Consider the following 20833-nt stretch of genomic DNA (forward strand, 5'->3'; position numbering starts at 1 on the left):
TTTGCGAACTTTACGTTTTCTAAAAACCTTTAATATAGTCTTTGTGCACTTTGCGGTTAAATTGTCTCAATTTTTAAACTAAAGACACCACTTTGTCCACGCTCCAAGCTTCAGGTTTTGCATTGAATAGCTTTTTTGTAAAATCCCAAACAGAATTAAATAACTCAGATTGTCTGTAATTTTCTAAATTTTCTTCTGTTTCCCAATAACTGTAAGTAAAAAAGATGCATTTATCATTTCTGTCCTGATACAATTCTAAAAAACGATTCCCTTCTGCTTTTCGTATTTTGTCTTTCACAGTTTCAAAATTCTCCAGAAAATCCGGGATTTTTTCTTCGTGAAAACTCATTTTTACTATTCGAACGAACATATTGTGCAATTTTAGATTTTAAACTGTAGATTTTAGATTGAAAAATCTGCAATATGCGCGCAAAAGTACCAAAATTGATTGTTGTTTTTGCTATATTTTTCTACTTTAAAGAAAATATTAGCTTTCATAATAATTATTAAAGAAATGGCTATTATTGAACAGGTTTATCAAGCCTTATTATTGTTGTGTCACTTTCTTTAATTAATATAATTGAATCGTTATTGCTTTTCTTTACAATTCGAAACGGAGCTTCAATATCTGATAAACGAGGTATTTTTTTTGCGCCTTCAGGTCTCCAGAATGCATCATCTTTTATATTAAAATTTTTGATATTATTTAAAAGCATTAGCGAACTGTTTAAATAATATTTTTCATTTAATATGTATATTCCTCTTTCGTTATAAGCATCATTGACATTCAGATCTATTTGCGTCGAATTATCAATTTGAATTAAATTAGATTGTAAATTGTTACAAGATATATTTGTAGTACTCAATATAACTACAAAAACAATCATACTATAAAGCATTTTATTTAATTTCATATCTTATTGTTTTGTTGCAATCTCTGTTCATTACTAATTATAAAAATTGAATCGTAATAACATCACGATAATTCAATCCTAACAAACTATTTGCAGAACCCACTTTTGAAGGATTACTTCTAAAAATGGCAATTTCGAGAAACCCAGCTTCGTTAAAGATCGCTAATTTTTCGCCCTCATACGTTTTGATTGGATATTTCTCTGAAGTCGCAATAGCAGAGTAATTAGGTAAAATTGTTTTGATGCTTTTTGGTTTCATAACAATCTCGTACGGACGGCCTTTGGCAACTTCTATAAATTGCTGTTTTGAGATGTTGGTCACAATGTTTCCAAAATGGTCAATGTAAATAACATATCCTTTTAGCGAATTTCCATCGTTAGCAACTACAGCTTGTAATTCGGTAATCTGTTTAATTCCAGTAACTTCTTTACCAATAACATTCAGTAAACCGCCTTTTGCAATATGGCAGGCCACTTGTATGAAAATATCTAAATCGCTGAACTCAGCTGGAAAACGATCGTGAATATTAATTTCGACAATTTTCTGCGGAACGATTTTCTGCGTTAGCATACTCAGAATTCCGTTATCAGCACAAATAAAGTAATGATCGTTCCATTGCATAGCAATATGCTGATTTTCTTTATTTCGCTCAATATCAACACCAATAAGATGCACGGTTCCTTTAGGAAAACTTAAATAAGAGGCGCCAATAACATAACTTGCTTCGGCTGTATTAAATGGATCTATATCATGCGAAATGTCAATAATTTGAACCTCTGAATATTCAGAAAGAATTTTACCCTTTAGCGAACCAACAAAGTGGTCTTTTAAGCCGTAATCAGTAGTAAGGGTAATTATTGACATAATTTTGTTTATAACTATTGGTAGTATTTAAATCTAATTTTCATTAAATTTGAGAAATGCAAATCTAATAATACTAAATACAAATTGAAAGAAAGAAAAGACAATTTATAAATTTAGTCTCAGTTTGCGGTTTCAGTTTACAGTTTGTAAAAAAAGAAAGTAAACTGATACGATTAAAACTGCGACTGCGACTGAAAACTGTTACTCAAAAAAATACCCGACAACAATAGATTTACAAAACAAATTTATTTTTAATTTAAAACTACCTCATTTGAACGAGAGAATTATCGAGCTAATAGACATCGCTCCAAAAGACTTTTGGGGCGCTCAAGACACTCATCTTGAAATAATTAAAAAGTACTACCCAAAGCTTAAAATAGTAGCAAGAGGGACGACTTTAAAAGCATTTGGCGAAAAAGAAGTTTTAGATGAATTCGAAAAAAGATTTCAAAGGTTAATGCTCCATTTTACCCGATACAACAACATTGATGATAATGTAATTGAACGCGTAATTATGAGTGATGGTCAGGATGAAAGAAAATCATACGATCATGACAAAATATTAGTTCATGGTGTTGGCGGTAAAATAATTAAGGCCATGACGCCTAACCAGCAACTACTGGTAGATACCATCAAAAAAAATGATATGGTATTTGCTGTTGGCCCTGCCGGAACCGGTAAAACTTATACCGGTGTAGCAATGGCGGTTAAAGCGCTTAAAGACAAAGAAGTAAAAAGGATCATACTTACCCGACCAGCGGTAGAAGCGGGAGAAAATCTTGGTTTTTTACCCGGCGATATGAAAGAAAAACTAGATCCGTACATGCAACCTCTTTATGATGCTTTGCGCGACATGTTGCCGAACGAAAAACTCGAAGATTATATTTTAAAAGGAATTATTCAGATTGCGCCATTGGCATTTATGCGTGGGCGCACACTTGATAACGCCTTTGTTATTCTTGACGAGGCACAGAACACTACCCACTCACAAATGAAAATGTTTTTGACCCGTATGGGAAAAAACGCCAAATTTATGATTACGGGAGATCCTGGACAGGTCGATTTACCACGTAGAACTATTTCTGGGCTTAAAGAAGCCATTTTGGTTCTGAAAGACGTTGACGGAATCGGAATTATTTATCTGGATGACAAAGATATCGTACGTCACAGATTAGTGAAAAAGGTAATTGACGCTTACAAGCAAATAGAAAATCACGATTAATTTTATAGAATGTCAAATGTAAATCGTGAAATGTGTTTTGACATTTATATTCGTTTTATGCATATCTTTTTAGAAATGTGTAAAACGAATATTTTTTTTAATTAGAAAATTAGATTTTAAAATAAGCTTCTGAATGGCAATTAGAATATTTAGTTTTTTAGTACTTATGTCATTCACTTCATGTAAGAAACCAGAAATTCCAGTCAATAAATTTGCTGGGACTTGGTATGATACAGAATATATTGTTCCTGGCAGATCCAGTATAAAAATAAATAAAGACAGTTCTTTTTCTTATAGAAGTGCAGGCTGTGATTGGAGAGTATTATCAAAAGGAAAGTGGGAAATGATTGGAGATTCAATAGAGTTAAACAGTACAACTAGTGATACATGTTATAGAATGTTTCCTTTTGTTGAATGTATTCCTTTTGGAAAGTACAAAGGAAAAAATCTATTGACAATTCCAAATTGTAATCCTAAAGACGATGCTTCTTTTGCAATTTTCAATAAAGAAATATTTTACATCAAAAATGATTCTTTAGTTTACAAATTAAAAGCCAGTTCTAATTGTTCTGATACTCTGAAAATTGCTTACGCCAGAACTCAAAAAATTAGAAAATGAAACAAATAGATGATTTCTACTTAAAACAAGAAGAACCTGTAAAAGGTGTGTTTCTTGCATTGCGAGAAATTATTCTAAAACAAGATTATGAAATTACTCACGTCCTGAAATACGGAATGCCCTTTTTTTGTTACAAAGGAAAAATGTTCTGCTATTTATGGATTCATAAAAAATACAAGCAACCGTATATCGGAATTGTAGAAGGAAAGCATTTTGATGAATCTTTTTTGCTTCAGGAAGCGCGTTCCAGAATGAAAATAATGTTGTTTAATGGTGATGAAGATTTGCCTTTGGAGCAGATTGAAAGGGTCGTTCAGAAAGCATTAAATTTATACAAATCCGGAATTATAAAAATTTAAATTGTTTATAATTCAATATTTAATGAAATAGTTAAATAAATAATAAACTTATCTTATTTCCGGCTTTTATGCTATGTAATCTTTGTTCTTCTGGGCCTAAAGCCGTAAATTTGCATTTCATAAATACTTGATTTTTAATATGACTAAGCTTAAAAATATAAAAGTTGTAGTAAGTGACCTTGACGGAACTTTACTCAATCCTCAGCACAAAATTTCAGATTATACCAAATCAATTTTTCAGGAACTTCACAATCAAAATTATCTTATCGTTGTTGCTACTGGTCGTCATCATCTTGATGCCATGGCTATTATTGAAACACTTGAAGTACCTGTTTATTTAGTGAGTTCAAACGGAGCGAGAATTCATTCGCCAAATAAAGAAGAATTATTTTCATTCAACTTAGATAGTGAGGTTGTAAAAAATGCTTTAAACGTTGAAATTGACCCTGAAATTACAGTCGTTTTATTCAAAGAAAATGTTTGGCAAACAAACAGAATAAATGAAAAGTTAAATGCTTTTCAATCAGAATTAAAATATAAACCAGAATTGGTAGATTATAAAACTTTGGAAGATTTTGGTGCTATCAAGATTTTCTTCTCCTGTGACGATCATGAAAAATTAGTAAAACTAAAGGACGCTATTTTGGCCAATTCTTCAGAATATTTACATCACGCTTTCAGTTTACCAACTTGTTTAGAATTTATGGATAAAGCTATAGACAAAGCAGTTGCAATTGAAAGAGTTTTAGAAAAAGAAGGATTTACTTTAGAAGAAGCGGTTTCTTTTGGTGATGGTTTTAATGATGTTCAAATGTTATCTGCCTCGGGAAAAGGATTAATTATGGGTAATGCACCAGCTTTATTAAAAGAAACTTTACCAAATTTAGAAGTAATTAAAACTAATGCTGAAGACGGAGTAGCCAAATATATTTCTTCTAAAATTTTGAATAAAGAATATGCAACAAGTTAATTAGCAATTCTAATTTTTTAGGTTTTTAATAAAAATATAATCCTTGAAGGTAGTTCTTCAGGGATTTTTTATTTTAAATGCACAATTCATAAAGGATTTCGCAGGCAATTGACAAAAACATTTTTTTAATAATTTTCAAAGTGTATTTTTGTTTTCTCAAAATACTACTACCATGACAAAAAACATTTTTATCCTTGCCTTTTTATTTCTTTCGATTTCTGGTAAAAGTCAGAATCTAAAATTAGAAGAAATAATGAAAGGCGAATCTTTTATTGGAAATCAACCAACAAATGGACGCTGGTCTTTAGACGGAAAGAAAGTCTATTTTGAATGGAATCCGAAAGATGAATTAGGAACAAGTACTTATTTCTGGCAAAAAGGAATGACAAAACCAGAAGTTGTCTTGCCAAAAGAAGCAGTTTTTTCTCAAATGGATTTTAAAAGTAAACCAGGATCTGATGTTGTTTACTATTTAGATAAAGGAAGCTTGTATTCCTATTCAATTCAATCTAAAATTTCAAAAAAATTAATTCAGCAATCTACGGCAATTTCTAATTTGCAATTGGGATCCCAAGCCGGAATACTTTTTTTTGCACAAAACGATAACATCTTTAAATACAATACTAAGGAAGGAACGGTTTTGCAAATCACTAATTTTAGCAAAGGAGTTAAAAAAGAAATAAAACCGGAAAAAGAGACTTTTTTAAATACCCAACAAAAAGAATTGTTTCAATTCATAAAAGATAAAGATGCCAGAAAAAAATGGAATCTTGCCAAAAGCAAAGAAGTGAAATCTGATTTTGCCAAAGAATATTTTTATGGAAAAGATAATTTTAATAATTTAAAAGTGAATCCAAACGGAAATTTTGCCACTTTTAGATTGATAGAAGATACAGAAACCAAAAAAGAAAAAATGGAAGTTTTTATTACTGCTGATGGTTATAACCAAACTCCAGATACGAAGGAGAAAGTTTCTACAGCAAATTTTGTAAAAACTAAATTTGGAATTTATTCTGTTGCAAAAGACTCTGTTTATTATGTAAATTTTTCAACTTTAAGTCATATTCAGGATACGCCAAAGTATTTCGAGCAGTATGATAATTTAAAAAACAAACCAAAAGAAGATAGGTTAATTGTTCCTCAGGCACCCGTTTACAACGAAGGTGGATCATTGGCAATTGTTGAAATCAGAAGTCAGGATAACAAAGACAGATGGTTGGTAAATTTAAATTTAGATAAAGGAACTTTTGAAGAAATTGAACACCAACACGATGAAGCCTGGATTGGCGGACCTGGAATTCCGGGATATTCATTTTCTTCCGGAAACTTAGATTTCCTGGCTGATAACGAAACAATTTATTTTCAGTCTGAAGCTACAGGATATTCTCATTTGTATACTTATAATGTAAAAACAAAAAAGAAAACGCAATTAACACAAGGTAATTGGGAAGTTCGTGATGTTACTCTATCGAAAGATAAAAAAGTGTTTTACTTAAGTACAAACACAACGCATCCCGGAAATAGAAATTTCTACAAATTAGCTGTTGCAGATGGTGTATTACAACCAATCTTAACCAAAGACGGAGCGCACGAAGTAGTGCTTTCGCCGGACGAAAAATCACTTTTAGTTCGTTATTCGTATAAAAATATACCTTGGGATTTTTATGTAGCTGATAATAAAAAGAATACGAGTTTACAGCAAATTTCTTCTTCAACGACAGAGGATTTCAAACAATACCAATGGAGAACTCCTGAAGTAATCACATTTAAGGCTCAGGACGGAACTCCGGTTAACGCAAGAATTTATACGCCAAAGACAGAAGTTGCCAATAAAGCTGCTGTAATTTTTGTACATGGTGCAGGATATCTTCAAAATGCTCATAATTTTTGGAGCAATTATTACAGAGAATATATGTTTCATAATTTGTTGACCGATTTAGGTTATACTGTTTTAGACATTGATTATAGAGGAAGTGACGGTTACGGTAGGGATTTTAGAACCGGAATTTATCGTTTTATGGGAGGAAAAGATTTATCTGATCATCTTGATGGAAAGAAATTATTAGTAGAGAAATATGGTATTGATGCCAATAGAGTAGGTATCTATGGTGGTTCTTATGGTGGTTTTATCACTTTGATGGGAATGTTGACAACTCCGGGCGAATTTACTTCGGGAGCTGCACTACGTTCGGTTACAGATTGGGCACATTACAATCACGGATACACTGGAAATATTTTGAATTTTCCTGAAACAGATCCGGAAGCCTACAAAAAAAGCTCACCAATTTATTTTGCAGATAACTTAAAAGGAAACTTAGTAATGCTTCACGGAATGGTTGATGATAATGTAGAGTATAAAGATATTGTACGTTTGTCTCAACGTTTTATTGAATTGGAGAAGAAGAATTGGAGTTTGGCTTCTTTCCCTGTAGAATCGCACGGATTTAAAGAAACTTATTCATGGATTGACGAATACGGCAGAATTTTAAACTTATTTAATTCAACGCTGCTTAAAAAGTAGTTTTCAGTCGCAGTATCAAAACTGAAAACTGCGACTGAAAACTGAATACTTTCTTGTTTGCTCTTTTAATTAGTTTTAAATTTGCATTCGTAAAAACAACAACACAACTTAGGATAATGAGCAATACAATTACAACAACAAATTTTAATTTTCCGAATCAGAAATCAGTTTACCGCGGAAAAGTTAGGGAAGTTTATAATATTAATGACGAACTTTTAGTGATGGTAGCAACCGATAGACTTTCGGCTTTTGATGTGGTTTTACCAAAAGGGATTCCATACAAAGGGCAAATTCTGAATCAGATTGCAACCAGATTTATGGAATTGACTGAAGATATTGTTCCGAATTGGTTGATTGCGACCCCAGATCCAAATGTTGCTGTTGGGCATTTATGTGACCCATTTAAAGTAGAAATGGTCATTCGTGGTTATGTTTCAGGACATGCTGCTCGTGAATATGCTGCTGGAAAAAGACAAATTTGTGGTGTTACAATGGCTGAAGGTTTAAAGGAAAATGATAAATTTCCTGAACCAATCATTACGCCAACGACAAAAGCAGACAACGGTTCTCATGATGAAGATATTTCGCGTGAAGATATATTAGCAAAAGGAATTGTTACTGAAGAGGATTATATAGTTTTAGAAAAATATACTCGTGATTTATTTCAAAGAGGAACTGAAATCGCTGCAAGTCGTGGTTTGATTTTAGTAGATACAAAATACGAATTCGGAAAAACAAGAGACGGTGTTATTGTTTTGATTGATGAAATTCATACGCCGGATTCTTCACGTTATTTTTATGCTGATGGATATCAGGAAAGACAGGAAAAAGGTGAGGAGCAAAAACAATTGTCAAAAGAGTTTGTACGTCGTTGGTTGATCGAGAATGGATTTCAGGGTCAGGAAGGACAACAAATTCCAGATATGTCCGATGAATATATCCAATCTGTTTCTGAAAGATATATTGAATTATATGAAAATATTTTAGGAGAAAAATTCGTTAAGGCAGATATTGCAAATATTGATCAGCGTATTAATAATAATGTAGTAGAGTATCTTTCTAATAAGGAATAATTATTTTATACTTGCTTATAATACCCCAGATTAAAATAACTCTTTTAATCTGGGGTATTTTTTTTATTGCTCCATTTTGACTTTTAAATTTTCTAGCCCTTTTTGTAAATCTTCCCCAAGCATTGCATCCATTTTCATCATGGGCATCATGATATTCATTGGATAAGGAAAAACACCGTTGATTCCCCATTTTACTTTTGTTTGATTTCCCGAAACTGCTTCTGTAGACATAAAACCAACAGCGGTGTCATTCATTGGTTCTTTAAAACGTAATGCAAAATCAATACGCCTCCCTTCTGTTATTTTGGTAATTTCCTGTTCTCCAACTCCAACATCTTTTACATCACTTTCCCAGGCCGCAATGGCACCAATAGTTCCGTCAGTTCCTTTATAAGTTGATTTCATTTTAGGATCGATATTAGCCCAAACGCTAAAATCGTTTTGATTTTTTAAATATCTCACATAGTTAAAAACACTATCAACAGGTTTATTGATGGTAATTTCTCTTTGTATTGCATAATCTCTAGGCATAAAATAAGCGGCAATTAATACAACTGATACAATTAATATCAGGATTAGTAAAATTCTTTTAAGGATAAACATAAGCTGTAGTTTTAGGGTTAGTATTGATTATTTTGCTAATATTCAATAGAGTAAAGTTAAAAAAGTTAAACAATGATTTATAATATCCCAAAAAAAATATAAGATTTTTTATATTTTTTTGATTTAAACTGTAACATATTGAATAAACGAGCGTCTATATATAAAACGGTAATTTAACATTCGAAAGGGTTTATTAGGTTTTTATTAAATGAATGTTAAGAATTAGTTAAAACAAGGTACTTGGTAATGCATAATACAAAAAATAGAATTACATTTACATAGAATTTAAAAATCATCAATAATCAATCAATTTAACAATCAATCAACATGAAAAAATCAGTAATTATTTTAGGAGTAGCTTTAGTAGCTTTTGCCAATGTTTCAATGGCGGCGAATCACACATCATTAGTAGGAAACCCAAGTATCGAGGTTTCGCATAATTTTTCATCTCCACTACACGTTGCAGTTAGCAAAGGAGATGTAGAAGTAGTGAAAAAATTTATTGCTTATGGTGCAAACGTAAATGAAAAATCTGAAGAAGATATGACACCTTTAATGATCGCAGCGCGATATAATAAAGTTGAAATTATTAAAGTTTTATTAGAAAATGGTGCACGCCTTTCTGATAAAAATGAACAGGGTTTTACTGCATTAAAATATGCACAATTGTCAAATGCAACAGAGGCTATTGCAGTTTTGAAAGATTTAAAATAAGAGTTTAAACTAGTTTGAGTCAGTATAAAAAAACGACCTTCCTTGAGCAGAAGGTCGTTTTTTATTTTTTATGCTATGCGATAGCACTTAAAAATTTATTTTCTGAATCTGTTTATTCTGCATTTTAAAGAACAAAATCAAAGCTGTAATTGCTCCAATCGTTGCATATAACATATCTGATTGCGTGTCCCAAATATAACCCTGCGTTCCTAAAAAAGAATCTCCGCCTTCGCCTGTTGCTAGTGATACAAACCATTCTATAAATTCGTAAGCAGCACTAATGGCCAAACAAACACTAACAATAATAAAGTTGAAAAAGCTTTTATTATTGATTACTTCTTTTCGGATGAACAGTTCTCTGATTATCATTGCCGGAACAAATCCCTGGGCAAAATGTCCTACTTTATCATAATTATTTCTGCTTTGATGAAAAACTTCTTTTAGATAATCAAAGAATGGAACTTCTGCATACGTATAATGCCCACCAATAAATAAAATGATACAATGTATTAAGATCAAAGTATAGGTAAAATTCGTAAAACGAAATTTTTTGAAAGTGAAAGTTAAAATCAGAAACCCAATAATTGCCGGGATGACTTCAAGAAAACAGGTAAATCCCTCTTTTGGATTAATGATTGAAGCCAATAATGAAATTGAAAACAGCGTTATTAAAAAGTAAATATATCTCATAAATGATTTAATTGATGTAATGCAAGATATTAAACTAAAATGTAATGGAATCAAAAAAGCATCATTAACAATAATGATGCTTTTTCTTTTTAACCGAATCAAACTGATTTAACCAATCTATCAATTTTAGGTTTACTCAATAGGAGCATGTTTTTTGCGGTTGAAAACCCAAAATATAATTGGAAAAACCAATAACGTTAAAATTGTTGCTGTAATCAGACCTCCAATAATTACAATGGCTAATGGTTTTTGCGATTCAGAACCAATTCCGGTTGAAATTGCAGCTGGCATTAAACCTATTGATGCCATTAAGGCTGTCATAACTACAGCTCTTGTTCTGGCTTTTACTCCCATGAAAATAGATTCTTCGAGAGTGAATTTGGCCTTCAGATTATGATGAAACTCAGAAATCAAAATAACTCCATTCTGGATACAAATCCCCAAGAGAGCAATAAAACCAACACCAGCCGAGATTCCGAAATTCATTCCCGTAATATGTAGTGCCATTATCCCACCAATAATTGCAAACGGAACATTGGCCAAAACAAGCAACGAATCTTTGATATTTCCAAACAAAATAAATAGCAATACAAATATTCCAATTAAACTGATCGGTACAACTTGAGCCAAACGCGCACTGGCACGAACCTGATTTTCAAATTCGCCTGTCCAGCCTGTAGTGTAACCGTTCGGCATTTTTAATTCCGCCACTTTTTTCTGTGCTTCAGCAATAGTACTTCCTAAATCACGATCACGAACAGAAAATTTTACTCCAATAAAACGTTTTGTATTGTCTCTGTAAATGAAAGCCGGACCGGTAACAGTTTTAATGTCGCAGATTTCTTTCAACGGAATTTTAACGCCACTAATGGTTGGAACTTTAAGTTCGGCCAAATCTTCTTCATCTTTTCGGTATTCTTTTGAAAAACGAACTCTTACATCAAATTTCTTTTCATCTTCATATTTTTGAGTAGCCGTTTTTCCTCCAAAAGCCAATTCTAAAACTGCCTGAGCATCACTCAATGTAACGCCGTAAGCAGCCATTTTTTCTCTGTCCAAAATCACGCTGATTTCTGGCTGACCCACATTTCGTAGAATTCCCGCATCTTTTATACCTGGAATATCTTTGATTTTTGCCAGAACTTCATTTGATAATTCATCGAGTTTATCTAAATCATCTCCATAAATTTTTACTGCATTTGAAGCTTTAAAACCAGCTACAGATTCGGCTACGTTATCAATAACGGGTTGAGAATAATTATAGGTAATTCCCTGATGAACTTTCAGCTTGTTATCCATTTCATTAATCAACTCATCCATATTGATATTTCGTTTCCATTCTGATTTCGGCTTCAAATCAACCTGAAGCTGAATAAAACCAAATCCGTTTGGATCTGTTCCGTCGTTGCTTCGACCCGTTTGCGATAATACATTTTTGACTTCCGGAAAACTTTCCAAATCTTTTCGAATCATTGAAGCCGTTTGTACACTTTCAGGAAGCGAAGTACTCATTGGTAATTCTGCCGTTACCCATAAAGCACCTTCATTTAATTGTGGCAGGAATTCAGTTCCTAAAAAAGTAGCAGAGAAGAAAACTGCAACCAAAATAGTTATTGAAGCGATCAACGTTTTTACTTTATGTTTAAAAGTCCAGGCAAATCCTTTGCTTACAATTCTGTCCCAGAAATTCACGAACGGATTATTTTTCTCTTTTACATTTTTATTTAATAGAATATGTGATAACACCGGAACTAATGTCAAAGTAAAAAGTAAGGCTCCCATTAAGGCAAAACCTAAAGTATAGGCTAGGGGCGAGAACATTTTTCCTTCTACTTTCTGGAATGAAAATATTGGCAATAAAGCAGTAATGATGATTAATTTAGAAAAGAAAATAGCTTTACCCATTTCTGTTCCGGTTTTTTTAATCAAACTTCCTTTAGCAATTTTATTGTAAGCCGTCATTCCCAATTGATGCGCCCGGTGGTCCAATACCACAAACAATCCCTCGACCATCACCACCGCGCCATCAATAATAATTCCGAAATCGACTGCACCCAAACTCAGTAGGTTGGCACTCATTCCCATCATCTTCAGACATAAAAAAGCAAACAATAAGGACAACGGAATAACAATCGAAACCGTGAAAGTAGTTCGCCAATCGGCCATAAAAAGAAATACGACACAAGTAACCAGAATAATTCCTTCGAATAAATTGTGCATTACGGTTTCCGTCGTGAAATTCATCAAATTATCACGATCGTAAAAGGTTTCTATTTTGATGTCTTTTGGAAGAACATTATCATTTAAATCCTTGATTTTATCTTTGATCAAAGCCAATGTTTCCTGAGCATTTTCGCCTTTCCGCATCACAACGATTCCTTCAACTGCATCGTCGTTTTTACCAATTCCGGTTTGTCCAACTCTTGGCATAGAACTTTCGTAAACTGATGCGACATTTTTTACCAAAATTGGATTTCCTCCAGCATCATCAACAATAATATTCTCAATATCCGGAATAGATTTTAATAACCCGACACCGCGAACTACAAAGGCTTGTCCGTTTTTCTCAATAATATCTCCACCAACATTTAGGTTTCCTGCATTTACAGCATTGTAAACTTGTAATGGTGTAATGTTGTATTTGGCTAATTTGATAGGATCAACACCAACTTCATAAGTTTTAGTTTGGCCACCAAAAACATTTAAATCGGCAACACCGGGAACGGAACGTAATTGTTTGTCGATAACCCAGTTTTGATAAGTCAATAATTCTCTACTGTCTCTGCTGTTACTTTTTACAATGTATCTGAATATTTCTCCAGTCGGTCCGTACGGAGGCTGAACATCGGGTTCGACATCTTCTGGAAGTGAAACATTTTTCAATAAATTATTGACTTGCTGACGTGCAAAAGTATCATCAACTCCATCATCAAAAATGATTTTGATTACAGATAATCCAAACATGGTGATACTACGAACGCTGGTCTTTTTCTGCACTGAGTTCATCGAGATTTCGATTGGAGAAGTCACAAAACGTTCTACTTCTTCAGCACTTTTTCCATTCCATTGTGTAATAATGATAATCTGAGTATTCGTTACATCCGGAAAGGCATCAATTGGCATATTTTTGAAAGAAATAAATCCGGCAACCGCCAATAATCCCACCCAAAAAAAGGTGAATGCTTTATTCTTAAGAGAAAAAGCAATAATATTTCTGATGAATTTGTTCATGACTTATTCGTTTAAGGCGCGATAAATAAATAACTGATTGTTGGTAATGACTTTTTCATTTTCTTTCAAGCCACTTGAAATGTAAGTAGTGTCTCCGACAACGCTGTAAACTTCAACTTGTCTGGTTTCGATATTGTGACGGTCTTTAAAAACCATGACGAAATTTTTACTTTTATCAAAAACAATAGAGTTACTCGGAATAGCGATTAAAGATTTATCTTCTTTAAAAGATAATTTGATGTTGGCATTCATATCAGGTTTTAATAAATAACCCGGATTTTGAAGTTTTATACGCGCCTGCATTGCTTTGGTTTCCGGATCAATTACATTGAAAATTTTATCCACTTTTCCTTTAAATACTTTATCGGGATAACTCAAAGTGGTTACATCGGCATCAATTCCTAATTTTACTTTATCAATATCAGTTTCATTAATGTTCGCCATTGCCCAAACTTCGCTGATTTCAGCTATGTCAAAAATGTTTTCAGAACGGTCACTCCTTAAAAGCATATCCTGATTAATGCTTTTTTGAATAATAAAACCACTAATTGGGGCCGTAACTTCATAAATAGAGCCCGCTTTGATATTATAGATTTTATACGTTTCCTGAATTTTCCCCAATTGAGATTGCGCTTTGGTTACCTCAGATTTTGCCTGAAGCACATCGCTCTCTGAGTTTAATTTTCCATCAAATAATTCCTGAGCAACTTTCAAATTGTTTTTCGCCACTAATAAATCACTTTTTGCATCGAGAGATTGTTTCTCAAAATCGGCAATATCAGTACTTTTTATGGTTGCCAAAACTTGTCCTTTGTGTACATAATCTCCAAGTTCAACATTTACTTTAACTACATTTCCACCAACAAGCGGATAAACATCAATCATTTTATTATTGTCAGCTGTAATTTTTCCGTAAAAATTCAATTCATTTTTTACGGGTTGTGTTTGTGCGACAGCCGTTGTAGTGGTTTTTAGCATTGAATCACTTAATGCAAAAGAAGTATTGGTCTGCGGATTTTCGACTTCTTTTTTACAGCTTGTGAATGCTATACTCACAATTGCAATTCCTATAATTAGTTTATGTTTCATCTTTATTTAATTTTAAAATAAGTCTTTGTTAATCGTGCTGTTTAATTCTTCTCCTGAAAGTGCTAGTTTTTTCTTCAATTCATTAACCTGAACCGTTGCCTGATTGTAGCTCTCCATAAAATCCGTAAACTCTAGTAAACTCACGTTTCGTTTTTGAAAATTGTTTAGCATTCCGTTGTAAACTGCATCAAAATCAGAATTTACGGTTGGATTTATAACCGAGTAATTTTTGCGTGATTCATCCCATTTATTCCATGCCGATGTAATTTCTGTTTGCAATTGCAAGTCAAAATTTTGTTTTTCAACTTTAGATTGATCCAAAATGGTTTGGGCATATTTTATGTTTCCTTTGTTTTTATTCCAAAGCGGAAGTGGAATCCCAAGCGTTAAATTTGCTTCTTTATTAAAAGCACCGCTTCGTTGATCGTAATTAGCGCCAACGGTGATATCCGGAACGGAAAGTGATTTTTGCCATTTTACATTGATTTCGTTGGCATCAATTTCTTTTTGTTTGGCTAAGTAATCAGGGCGATTAGCGATGGCTTGATCCTCAAATGATTTTAAATCAAAATTGATAGTTTTAAGATATTTATTGAATTCTGTGTCCGATACAATCGGAACTATAGTTTCAGTTGAGTTCAATAACAATTTCAAATTGGCCTGCTCTTCAATATTGTTATTGACCACTTCCATTCTTTCATTTTTAAAATTCAGATAAAGTGATTGTAAACGAACAACATCTTTCAAAGGAATATTTCCTTTTTGTGCCTGAATAGAGTAGGAGTTGATTAAGTCTTCAATGTGAGCGAGTTGCTTATCAGTAGTTTCAAGACTTTTGGTGTTGTAATAAACGGTATAAAAGCTTTTGCGTAACTGCAATTTTAAGGTTCTTAGTAGATCATTAAATTGCAATTCGGCCAATTGCTCATTAGTTTGAGCCAGTTTTACTTCATTGCGTTTTTTTCCACCTAAATAAATAAGCTGTTCAATACCAAATGCTTTTTGTCCCTCTTTTCCAATGTCGAAATATTGATTTCTCTCCGGATTATAAGCATTTAATTCTGCGGTAATTGTCGGATTATCCCAAATACGGGCTTGAATGGTCAGCGCTTTTGAAGCGTCAATATTATATTGAGAGGCCAGCAAAAAAAGATTGTTTTTTAAAAATTGGCTTTCACAATCTTCCAGAGTGACTGTTTTTTGAGCCAAACCTACCTGACTTATTAAAATCAGAAATAGTAGTGCAAATAACTTTTTCATTGTATCGGTTTTATTTGATACAAAGATGCTATTGCAAGACTTTAAGACGCCTTAAGAACGACCTTAAAAAGACCTTAAAAATGTATTTAGATGGAAGCGGAAATGATTTTAATGAAAAATCAACTGAAAGAGATTGGTGTTTTTTCCAGGAATACTGTATTCGATTGAAGCTTTATGAAGCGTCAGAATACGATTCACAATGCGTAATCCCAGGCCAAAACCAGTTGTGCCTTTGGAATTGGCACCACGCATAAACGGCTGAAAAAGATTCTTTTGCTCGTTTTCGTCTAATGTATTTCCTGTATTTGAAATTGAAATGATAAGATGATTATTTTTAGTGCTTATTTTTACTTTGGCTTGTTTGTTATCAGAGTAAACACAAGCATTTTTTAAAACATTACTTAAAGCAATTTCGAGTAAGTTTTTATTTCCTTTAATTTCTAAAGCAGTATCCAGATTATCGTTTTCTTCCATTTCAAAAAGAATCACAAAATCAGGAAAGCTTTTATTTAAATTCTCAATTGCAGAAAACAGAATTTCATCCATTCGATGCTCTTCATGATTTTCATGATTCTTATTATCTATTTTTGAAAGAATCAATAATGAATTAATCAATTCTGTTAGTTGATTGACATCCCCTAAAATAGTCTTTAAGAAAGATTTTCCTTTATCAGAAGTAGCCGAATCAGTAATTGTATTTTCAATCTGCGAAGTTATTCTGGAAAGCGGAGTTCTAAGCTCGTGTGAGGCATGCGCCGTGAATTCTTTTTGTTTTTGATAGGAGATTTCAATTCGATCCATCATGAAATTAAATTCATTGGCAATCAAATCAATTTCGTTTTTAGTAGTTTTTGACTCGATACGAGTATCAAGATTGTTCTCGTTGATATTTTTTATTTTTTGATGAAAAAGACTTAACGGGCTCATGGCTTTTTTTACCATAAATGAAGTTAGTACCCAACAAATACACGTAAAGAATATATAAGAAACAATTAGGGTATATCTAAGGAAAAGCAATTTTCGTTTGCCATAATCATCTGTTGCAGATATTAAAGCGTAAAAATCCTTGTCTTTTGTATCATAAAAAACACCATAAACCTCATAATCGCCTTGTTGTTTAAAAAAGGTTTTATGTTTTTTAAGGTATTTCAAATCATCAATAGACCAATTTATTTTCGCATCGTCAATACTGCTGTAAATTAATTTGTAGTTGGAATCAAATACTAATGTTTTCTCGTCATACAATCTGTTAATTGAGTTTTGATCAATCATTTTCAAAAGCTGATCATCGACTTCCTTAACATTCACCAGAAGTTTAATGTTAGAAAGCGCTTTTATTTCCAGACGATCCCGAAATTCCTCTTTTCTAAAATTAGAATACAAAACAAATATCACAGTAGAAGCCAACCCAAATAGGATTGTAAATAGCAAACTAACTAAAAGTGATATTCGGTTTTTTAAAGTCATTCCTGATCGCTTAAATAATATCCGTAACCAATTTTGGTCCGAATCAGTTTTGTTTCGTGGTCTTTATCAATTTTCTTTCTTAAAAAATTGATATAAACTTCAATTGTATTCTGATTGGTTTCGATATGATAATCCCAAAGTTTCTCTGCAATAAATTGCTTAGATAATACTTTTCCTTTGACTTGAGCCAAAATCAAAATCAATTTAAATTCTTTTGGAGTCAGTTTGATTTCTTCACCTGAGCGAAATACTTTCATGTCATCTTCAAGAATTTCTAAATCCTGAATTATAATTTTTTTCTCTGATTGTTGCGGAATCTCTTTTCGTCTTAATAAGGAAGAACTTCGGGCATACAATTCTTCAAAATGAAAAGGTTTAACCAAATAATCATCAGCACCATTATCAAACGAAGCTAATTTATCTTCAATTTCGCTAAAAGCCGTGAGCATAATGATAGGTGTCTTTTTGTCAACTTCCCGAATTCCCTTGCAAACTTCAATTCCATTTGTGCCCGGAACATTAATATCAAGAATGATTAAATCATATTCGTTGGGAAAATATTTTTTCAATAACAAAGAACCATCATAATAAGGTACACACTCGAATTCTTTTGAAGTAAAGAATGCTGAGATTTCTTTAGATAAAGTAAAATCGTCTTCGAGTAGTAGTATTTTCATGTTGTTTTTTATGAGTCAATTCGGTTAATAATAACCGAATTGACGTTTTAAATTTACTTCTTATTTAAAATAAGAAAAAGTCTCATTGTTTTCAATCTTCAATAATGATTGGTAAATCAACTGAATTACATTTTCGACATCTTCTTTGTGAACCATTTCAACAGTCGTATGCATATAACGTAAAGGTAACGAAATCAATGCTGATGCTACACCGCCATTGCTATAAGCAAAAGCATCTGTATCTGTTCCGGTCGCTCTTGAAGTTGCGTGACGCTGAAATGGAATTTCATTTTCCTCTGCAGTATCTACAATTAAATCACGTAATTTATTTTGAACTGCAGGAGCATAAGCAATTACAGGGCCTTTACCCATTTTAAGATCGCCTTCTACTTTTTTGTCAATCATCGGAGTAGTGGTATCGTGGCAAACATCAGTAACAATAGCCACATTTGGTTTAATAGTTTGCGCAATCATTTCAGCACCACGTAAACCTATCTCTTCCTGAACTGAGTTTACAATATACAGTCCAAATGGAAGTGTTTTTTTGTTCTCATGCAATAAACGCGCTACTTCAGCAATCATAAAACCACCCATTCTGTTATCAATAGCACGACAAACGAATTTATTTTCGTTTAAAATCATGAATTCATCAGGATAAGTAATCACACAACCCACATGAACACCCATTTCAAGAACTTGTTCTTTGGTTTCGCATCCTAAATCAATAAAAATATTACTTAATTTCGGAATCTCCTCCTTGTCACGTAAACGAGTATGAATCGCCGGCCATCCAAAAACACCTTTTACAATTCCCTTTTTAGTATGAATATTAACTCTTTTAGATGGCGCAATCTGATGATCAGAACCACCATTACGTATTACATATAATAGACCATCATCTGTAATGTAATTAACATACCACGAAATTTCATCTGCATGACCTTCGATTACAACTTTAAAAGGAGCATCAGGATTTATAATTCCTACTGCTGTTCCATAAGTATCGGTAATAAAAGTATCAACGTATGGTTTTAAATAATTCATCCAAAGTTTTTGTCCTTCACTTTCATATCCAGTAGGTGAGGCGTTATTTAGGTAGCTTTCCAGGAAAGCAATTGAGGTATCTTTTAAGATAGATTCTGTACTCATAAAAATATTTTTTTGCTAAATTATAAATTTGGTATTAGAGTTGTGTATAAATATATAATTTTACATTTAAATTATGACTCAATGAGATTCACCTACATTCTTTTATTCTTTATATTGATTTCGTTTACAAGCCAGGCTCAGGTTACGCCAAAAGAAAATGAGCAAATGGGCTACATTCTAACAGAACGGGATTCGATTTTGGGCGATACCATTGAATTGCCTGAGATTATCATTACCAAAGAGAAGCTTGATCCCGAAGCCCAAAAGCAATTTATGATTCTTCAAAATAGAGTTTATAAAGTATATCCTTATGCTAAATTAGCTGCAGATCGATTGACCGCTTTAAATCAGGGAATGGCGCGTCTGAAAACCAATCGTGAAAAAAAGAAGTATTTTAAAATTGTAGAAGACTACCTTAATAACGAATTCGAAGCAAGGCTAAAAAAGCTGTCTCGTAAACAAGGTCAGATTCTCGTAAAGCTGGTTCATAGACAAACCGGAATTACAACCTATGAATTAATACGAACCCTAAAAAGTGGTTTCAAAGCATTCGTTTCAAACACCACCGCCAATTTATTCGATATTAGTTTAAAGAAAGAGTACAATCCATACGAAGTCAACGAAGACTATTTGATAGAAACCATTCTTCAAAGGGCATTCGAGTCCGGCCGATTGGTAAATCAGAGGCCAGCTAAACCAATAAACTATAACGACCTAATGAATCAATGGGAAGCAAAAGCGAAACAAGTCAAAACCGAAGAGGCTAAAGATAAATAGTATCTCTTTATATATAGTATTACGACCCGGCAGTTTTCCAAAACTGTCGGGTCTGTTTTTTATACCTATATATAAGGAGAAACAATACGAATATCTTTTTGTCAAGCGCAGCGAAGCCAAAGCATTTTGGAATTTGGGATTTCGTTATTGTAATTTGGATTTTATTCAGGAGCTATTCCCGCTATCCGTTCTAATCTTTTGCTTTTTAAAGAAAAAATCAAAAGGATTTCCACCCGAGGCTTCGGAACTATCGGGGCTAGGGGAGTCGTTTTCAAAAAAGATAATCGTTTTGCAGAAGAAAAAGGAAGACTTTGCGCCCTGGCGTCTTTGCGAGAACCTAACAAAAATGGGAAACCCCAGCTTTGTGCCTTTTTGAAAAGCAGGCATAGCTCAATAAAAAGGGAAAAGCGAAACTTTGTGTCTTAGTGCCTTTGTGGTAAAATGGCCCAAAATAAGGAAAATCCAACAAAGCCCAAAAAAACTTCGTATTATAAAAACCGCCATACCAGCAACTTATAAAAAAGATTGAAATTATATAATAAAAAAGCTTGCAGAACTCAATAAAGGTGCTACTTTTGCACCCGCAAGAGCGATAGACGTTCACTGAAATACTGACAGGCATTAAGAATCAAA

Annotated in this window: 19 protein-coding genes; 8 read left to right on the top strand and 11 right to left on the bottom strand. The window is 32.9% G+C overall.

What is annotated here, in order from left to right:
- Positions 1-73 precede the first annotated feature (73 nt).
- From ASC72_RS11235 to ASC72_RS11245, 3 genes are all read right to left on the bottom strand, one after another.
- Positions 74-370: a putative quinol monooxygenase gene (locus ASC72_RS11235; RefSeq protein WP_056190791.1), complete on the bottom strand. Its 297-nt coding sequence runs from the start codon at positions 368-370 to the stop codon at positions 74-76.
- A 151-nt stretch (positions 371-521) separates the two neighbouring features.
- A complete protein-coding gene (locus tag ASC72_RS11240) occupies positions 522-914 on the bottom strand; it encodes a hypothetical protein (RefSeq protein ID WP_056190792.1) in 393 nt (130 codons plus the stop codon).
- A gap of 37 nt (positions 915-951) precedes the next feature.
- A complete protein-coding gene (locus ASC72_RS11245; protein WP_056190793.1) occupies positions 952-1779 on the bottom strand; it encodes an S-adenosyl-l-methionine hydroxide adenosyltransferase family protein in 828 nt (275 codons plus the stop codon).
- 271 nt (positions 1780-2050) lie between these two features.
- Here ASC72_RS11245 and ASC72_RS11250 point away from each other — a divergent pair, with 271 nt between their 5' ends.
- The 6 genes from ASC72_RS11250 to ASC72_RS11275 all read left to right on the top strand — a co-directional run bounded on the left by ASC72_RS11250 (position 2051) and on the right by ASC72_RS11275 (position 8543).
- A complete protein-coding gene (locus tag ASC72_RS11250; RefSeq protein ID WP_056190794.1) occupies positions 2051-3001 on the top strand; it encodes a PhoH family protein in 951 nt (316 codons plus the stop codon).
- A 133-nt stretch (positions 3002-3134) separates the two neighbouring features.
- Positions 3135-3620, top strand: coding sequence for a hypothetical protein (locus ASC72_RS11255; protein ID WP_056190795.1), 486 nt, complete (start codon positions 3135-3137; stop codon positions 3618-3620).
- Complete coding sequence (locus ASC72_RS11260) at positions 3617-3979, top strand: DUF1801 domain-containing protein (protein WP_056190796.1); 363 nt, start codon at positions 3617-3619, stop codon at positions 3977-3979. Before ASC72_RS11255 ends, ASC72_RS11260 begins: the two co-directional genes overlap by 4 nt.
- 139 nt (positions 3980-4118) lie before the next feature.
- Positions 4119-4949: a Cof-type HAD-IIB family hydrolase gene (locus ASC72_RS11265; protein ID WP_056190797.1), complete on the top strand. Its 831-nt coding sequence runs from the start codon at positions 4119-4121 to the stop codon at positions 4947-4949.
- Positions 4950-5121: 172 nt separating this feature from the next.
- Positions 5122-7470 carry a prolyl oligopeptidase family serine peptidase gene (locus ASC72_RS11270; protein WP_056190798.1) on the top strand — a complete coding sequence of 783 codons (2349 nt, stop codon included), beginning with the start codon at positions 5122-5124 and terminating at the stop codon, positions 7468-7470.
- Between the two features lie 116 nt (positions 7471-7586).
- The gene (locus ASC72_RS11275; protein WP_056190799.1) at positions 7587-8543 is read left to right on the top strand and encodes a phosphoribosylaminoimidazolesuccinocarboxamide synthase; all 957 of its coding nucleotides are present in this window, start codon (positions 7587-7589) and stop codon (positions 8541-8543) included.
- A gap of 63 nt (positions 8544-8606) precedes the next feature.
- Here the strand turns inward: ASC72_RS11275 and ASC72_RS11280 are convergent, their stop codons facing one another.
- The gene (locus ASC72_RS11280; RefSeq protein WP_056190800.1) at positions 8607-9146 is read right to left on the bottom strand and encodes an SRPBCC family protein; all 540 of its coding nucleotides are present in this window, start codon (positions 9144-9146) and stop codon (positions 8607-8609) included.
- Between the two features lie 327 nt (positions 9147-9473).
- Between ASC72_RS11280 and ASC72_RS11285 the strand changes: the two genes are divergently transcribed.
- Positions 9474-9860, top strand: coding sequence for an ankyrin repeat domain-containing protein (locus tag ASC72_RS11285; protein ID WP_056190801.1), 387 nt, complete (start codon positions 9474-9476; stop codon positions 9858-9860).
- Positions 9861-9947: 87 nt separating this feature from the next.
- On the opposite strand, the gene ASC72_RS11290 is transcribed toward ASC72_RS11285, so the two are convergent.
- From ASC72_RS11290 to ASC72_RS11320, 7 genes are all read right to left on the bottom strand, one after another.
- Complete coding sequence (locus ASC72_RS11290; RefSeq protein ID WP_056190802.1) at positions 9948-10550, bottom strand: DUF2238 domain-containing protein; 603 nt, start codon at positions 10548-10550, stop codon at positions 9948-9950.
- Positions 10551-10682: 132 nt separating this feature from the next.
- Entirely contained in the window at positions 10683-13781 is a 3099-nt protein-coding gene (locus ASC72_RS11295; RefSeq protein WP_056190803.1) for an efflux RND transporter permease subunit, read from the bottom strand.
- Positions 13782-13784: 3 nt separating this feature from the next.
- Positions 13785-14870 carry an efflux RND transporter periplasmic adaptor subunit gene (locus ASC72_RS11300; protein ID WP_056190804.1) on the bottom strand — a complete coding sequence of 362 codons (1086 nt, stop codon included), beginning with the start codon at positions 14868-14870 and terminating at the stop codon, positions 13785-13787.
- Positions 14871-14882: 12 nt separating this feature from the next.
- On the bottom strand, positions 14883-16130 hold the full coding sequence (locus ASC72_RS11305; protein ID WP_056190805.1) for a TolC family protein: 1248 nt from the start codon (positions 16128-16130) through the stop codon (positions 14883-14885).
- Positions 16131-16238: 108 nt separating this feature from the next.
- Positions 16239-17597 (bottom strand): HAMP domain-containing sensor histidine kinase, encoded by a 1359-nt coding sequence (locus ASC72_RS11310; protein WP_056190806.1) that lies wholly within the window; start codon positions 17595-17597, stop codon positions 16239-16241.
- Positions 17594-18274 carry a response regulator transcription factor gene (locus tag ASC72_RS11315; RefSeq protein WP_056190807.1) on the bottom strand — a complete coding sequence of 227 codons (681 nt, stop codon included), beginning with the start codon at positions 18272-18274 and terminating at the stop codon, positions 17594-17596. Before ASC72_RS11315 ends, ASC72_RS11310 begins: the two co-directional genes overlap by 4 nt.
- A 60-nt stretch (positions 18275-18334) precedes the next feature.
- The gene (locus ASC72_RS11320; protein WP_056190808.1) at positions 18335-19423 is read right to left on the bottom strand and encodes a M42 family metallopeptidase; all 1089 of its coding nucleotides are present in this window, start codon (positions 19421-19423) and stop codon (positions 18335-18337) included.
- A gap of 81 nt (positions 19424-19504) precedes the next feature.
- Between ASC72_RS11320 and ASC72_RS11325 the strand changes: the two genes are divergently transcribed.
- Positions 19505-20200, top strand: coding sequence for a DUF4294 domain-containing protein (locus tag ASC72_RS11325; RefSeq protein ID WP_056190809.1), 696 nt, complete (start codon positions 19505-19507; stop codon positions 20198-20200).
- Positions 20201-20833: the final 633 nt, after the last annotated feature.

This window comes from Flavobacterium sp. Root420, from assembly GCF_001427905.1.
In the GTDB taxonomy this organism is placed as follows: Bacteria; Bacteroidota; Bacteroidia; order Flavobacteriales; family Flavobacteriaceae; genus Flavobacterium.

Bases quoted from the DNA above. Each gene is read 5' to 3' on its own strand.
- ASC72_RS11290 (WP_056190802.1), bottom strand. From the start codon at position 10,550: ATGAGATATATTTACTTTTTAATAACGCTGTTTTCAATTTCATTATTG.
- ASC72_RS11295 (WP_056190803.1), bottom strand. From the start codon at position 13,781: ATGAACAAATTCATCAGAAATATTATTGCTTTTTCTCTTAAGAATAAA.
- ASC72_RS11325 (WP_056190809.1), top strand. From the start codon at position 19,505: ATGAGATTCACCTACATTCTTTTATTCTTTATATTGATTTCGTTTACA.
- ASC72_RS11275 (WP_056190799.1), top strand. From the start codon at position 7,587: ATGAGCAATACAATTACAACAACAAATTTTAATTTTCCGAATCAGAAA.
- ASC72_RS11305 (WP_056190805.1), bottom strand. From the start codon at position 16,130: ATGAAAAAGTTATTTGCACTACTATTTCTGATTTTAATAAGTCAGGTA.
- ASC72_RS11270 (WP_056190798.1), top strand. From the start codon at position 5,122: ATGACAAAAAACATTTTTATCCTTGCCTTTTTATTTCTTTCGATTTCT.
- ASC72_RS11320 (WP_056190808.1), bottom strand. From the start codon at position 19,423: ATGAGTACAGAATCTATCTTAAAAGATACCTCAATTGCTTTCCTGGAA.
- ASC72_RS11260 (WP_056190796.1), top strand. From the start codon at position 3,617: ATGAAACAAATAGATGATTTCTACTTAAAACAAGAAGAACCTGTAAAA.
- ASC72_RS11240 (WP_056190792.1), bottom strand. From the start codon at position 914: ATGAAATTAAATAAAATGCTTTATAGTATGATTGTTTTTGTAGTTATA.
- ASC72_RS11280 (WP_056190800.1), bottom strand. From the start codon at position 9,146: ATGTTTATCCTTAAAAGAATTTTACTAATCCTGATATTAATTGTATCA.
- ASC72_RS11300 (WP_056190804.1), bottom strand. From the start codon at position 14,870: ATGAAACATAAACTAATTATAGGAATTGCAATTGTGAGTATAGCATTC.
- ASC72_RS11255 (WP_056190795.1), top strand. From the start codon at position 3,135: ATGGCAATTAGAATATTTAGTTTTTTAGTACTTATGTCATTCACTTCA.
- ASC72_RS11265 (WP_056190797.1), top strand. From the start codon at position 4,119: ATGACTAAGCTTAAAAATATAAAAGTTGTAGTAAGTGACCTTGACGGA.
- ASC72_RS11235 (WP_056190791.1), bottom strand. From the start codon at position 370: ATGTTCGTTCGAATAGTAAAAATGAGTTTTCACGAAGAAAAAATCCCG.
- ASC72_RS11315 (WP_056190807.1), bottom strand. From the start codon at position 18,274: ATGAAAATACTACTACTCGAAGACGATTTTACTTTATCTAAAGAAATC.
- ASC72_RS11310 (WP_056190806.1), bottom strand. From the start codon at position 17,597: ATGACTTTAAAAAACCGAATATCACTTTTAGTTAGTTTGCTATTTACA.
- ASC72_RS11285 (WP_056190801.1), top strand. From the start codon at position 9,474: ATGAAAAAATCAGTAATTATTTTAGGAGTAGCTTTAGTAGCTTTTGCC.
- ASC72_RS11245 (WP_056190793.1), bottom strand. From the start codon at position 1,779: ATGTCAATAATTACCCTTACTACTGATTACGGCTTAAAAGACCACTTT.